This is a genomic window from Ilumatobacter sp., from assembly GCF_049588435.1.
Taxonomy (GTDB): domain Bacteria; phylum Actinomycetota; class Acidimicrobiia; order Acidimicrobiales; family Ilumatobacteraceae; genus Ilumatobacter_A.
Genome location: NZ_JBAVYV010000106.1, coordinates 1 through 2,367 on the forward strand (window position 1 = coordinate 1; position 2,367 = coordinate 2,367).

General features: G+C 70.1%; 1 protein-coding gene and 2 pseudogenes. All 3 read left to right on the plus strand.

Going from position 1 to position 2,367, the window contains the following annotated elements:
- A pseudogene (locus WBV89_RS03885) lies at positions 1-224 on the plus strand (ABC transporter ATP-binding protein); the annotation flags it as partial.
- The gene (locus tag WBV89_RS03890; protein WP_423980030.1) at positions 221-1,993 is read left to right on the plus strand and encodes a hypothetical protein; all 1,773 of its coding nucleotides are present in this window, start codon (positions 221-223) and stop codon (positions 1,991-1,993) included. The pseudogene WBV89_RS03885 and the gene WBV89_RS03890, both read left to right, overlap by 4 nt.
- Before the next feature lie 2 nt (positions 1,994-1,995).
- Positions 1,996-2,367 (plus strand): annotated as a pseudogene (locus tag WBV89_RS03895) (hypothetical protein); the annotation flags it as partial.

A 2,367-nucleotide genomic window follows, 5' to 3' on the forward strand; every position in this document is an offset into this window, starting at 1 on the left:
TCGCCGGTGCTCCCGCCGACCTCACCGCGGTGGCGGACGGCAAGGTGTGGTCGGCGCCCGAGCGCGATCCTCGCGCCGAGTTGGCGTGGGTGGCGAGTGACGGCCAGGTCCGCCACATCGGGGGACCACCACCTGGCGCTCGGCTCGTGGCACCCACCGTCGAGGACGGCTACCTGCTGCTGGCGGGGAGCGCGGCAACCGCCCCGGACGCGGTCGCGTCATGAGCCGCTTCCAGCCGCTGGTTCTCGGACTGGTCGCGGCCGCCATGGTCGGCGGAATCGCGGTCGGCTCCCCTCTGTTCATCACGTTGCTCCTGCCCGTCGTCGGCGTCGGTCTCGCCTGGTCACGTTGGGGAGGCGGCCGAGCCCTGGCCGACGGACGCTGGACGCCGTCCAGCATCCACGTGGGGTCCCCTGCGCCCACAGCGCCGACGTTGCAGGCCACCCGGGTGACCGCGGCGCCGGGTGAGATCGTGCGTGCGCTGGGAGTCGTCGAAGGCCGCCAACTCGTCCGCAGCGGTTGGTTCGGGGCGGGACTTGGCCTCTGCGCGATGACCATCGTGCTCTTCGTCGCCGTGTGGGGCAGCGAGAACAGCGATCCCTGGCAGGTGGGTGTGCAGTACTCGGCCTGGTTCGTTCATCCCCTGACCGGCTTCGTGGTCATCGCGGCCCACCAGGCAACCACGCGGTCGAGCCGGGACCACACCGATGAACTGTTCGACACCTGCGCGACCTCGTCGGAAACGCGCACGGCGGGAATGTTGGCGTCGGCGTGGGCGCCGGCGGCGACAGCGGTGCTCTTCGTCGCGGTGATGCTCGCCGGCACGGCGTGGCGCAGCCCTTTGGTGCACGGCTCGATCGACCTCGATGGGCTCGCCGATGTGCTCGCCGCACTTGCACTGCCGTTCGGTGGGGTCGCGCTCGGAGTGGCTCTCGGTCGCTGGGTTCCGTTCAGCCTCGCTCCGATCGTCGTGGTGGTCGCGATCGGATTCGCAACCGTGGCGCTCAACGAGGCCGGCTCGCCCGATTGGAACCCGTACATCGAGCTGTCGACCGCGCCGACCATCGAGAACTCGACACCGGTCTTCACCGACCGAGCGGCGTGGTGGCACCTCGTGTGGATCATCGGTCTCATCGGGCTGGCGTCCGTCGTCGCACTCGCACGATCCCGACGCGACCGTCGAGTCTTCATCGCCGGCGTCATCGCCGTTGTCGTCGTGACGGCGGCCGGTGTCGCAGCCACGCGTCCGATGTCGGCGGCGTCCGCCGATCGGATCGCCGATCGTGTTGCCCGGCCCGAAGACCACCAGCTGTGTCGCGATGTCGACGGACAGGTGTCGGTCTGCATGTTCGCGCTCCACGCCGAACTCCTCGACGCGATCGCCGATCGGGTCGAGCCGGTGGCCGCAGCGCTGCCCGCCTCCGTCGGCCCGGTGACGGTGCGCCAGGTCCATGGTGACGACCTCGCTCAACTGCCGCCAGAGGTTCGCCACCGGCTGACCACCGCCGAACTCACGCGACCCACCAACGAAGTGTCACTGTCGAGCCTCAGAGACCTCCTGGATTCACCGAGGGCGCTCGCCTTGCACGCTGTCGGACTGCCGACCTCCGCCGACGCGCAGGGACTCCCCCGGGTGGTGGCGGGTCAGGCACGAGGGGTGGTCGCCCTCTGGCTCGCCACCCGCGGCCTCGACACGCGCAGTGCGATCGACGCGACCACGTCTGAGGATCCGTCGTCCGCCGATGCGTTCGAGCGCGGCCGCCCCGCCGTGGACGGCTGTTCGGTACCGAGCGTGACGTGGTCGGCACAGGACCTTCAGGCAGCACGCGCGCTGATCGCTCTCCCGGAGACCGAGGTGGAGTCCGCGATCCAGTCGGATTGGAACAGGTGGATCGACCCGGCCACCGGTACGGACGAACTGTTGGCAGCGATGGGGCTGGGACTCGTCGGCCCATTCGATCGCGTCGTCGCCCAACCGGGCAGCACGTGTTGAGCGTGGCTGACCGTGCAGCACCACACGCTGGCGAGGGTCAACGGGACCGAGCCCTCGCAGCAGTGGTGATGTACTGCATCCGAACCGGAGGGCTGACCCGCGTCCTGGCGACGATCGGAATCGGCAGCGTGCCCCTCGTCGTGTCGATTGCCCGGAGCACCGACGACCTCGGGCCACCGTTGACCGTGCTGGGCATCGTGGCCGGTGCCTCGATCGGGTGGATCGCGGACGACCCGTCCACTGAAGTCCTCACACCGTGTCCGATCAGCGGCCCACGGCGGATGCTGATCCGACTGGCGTCGGCCGCCCTCGTGATCGCTGCGTGTGTCGCGGGGTGGGTCCTCATCGGTGTGGCCGCCGCCGGTGCACCGGGC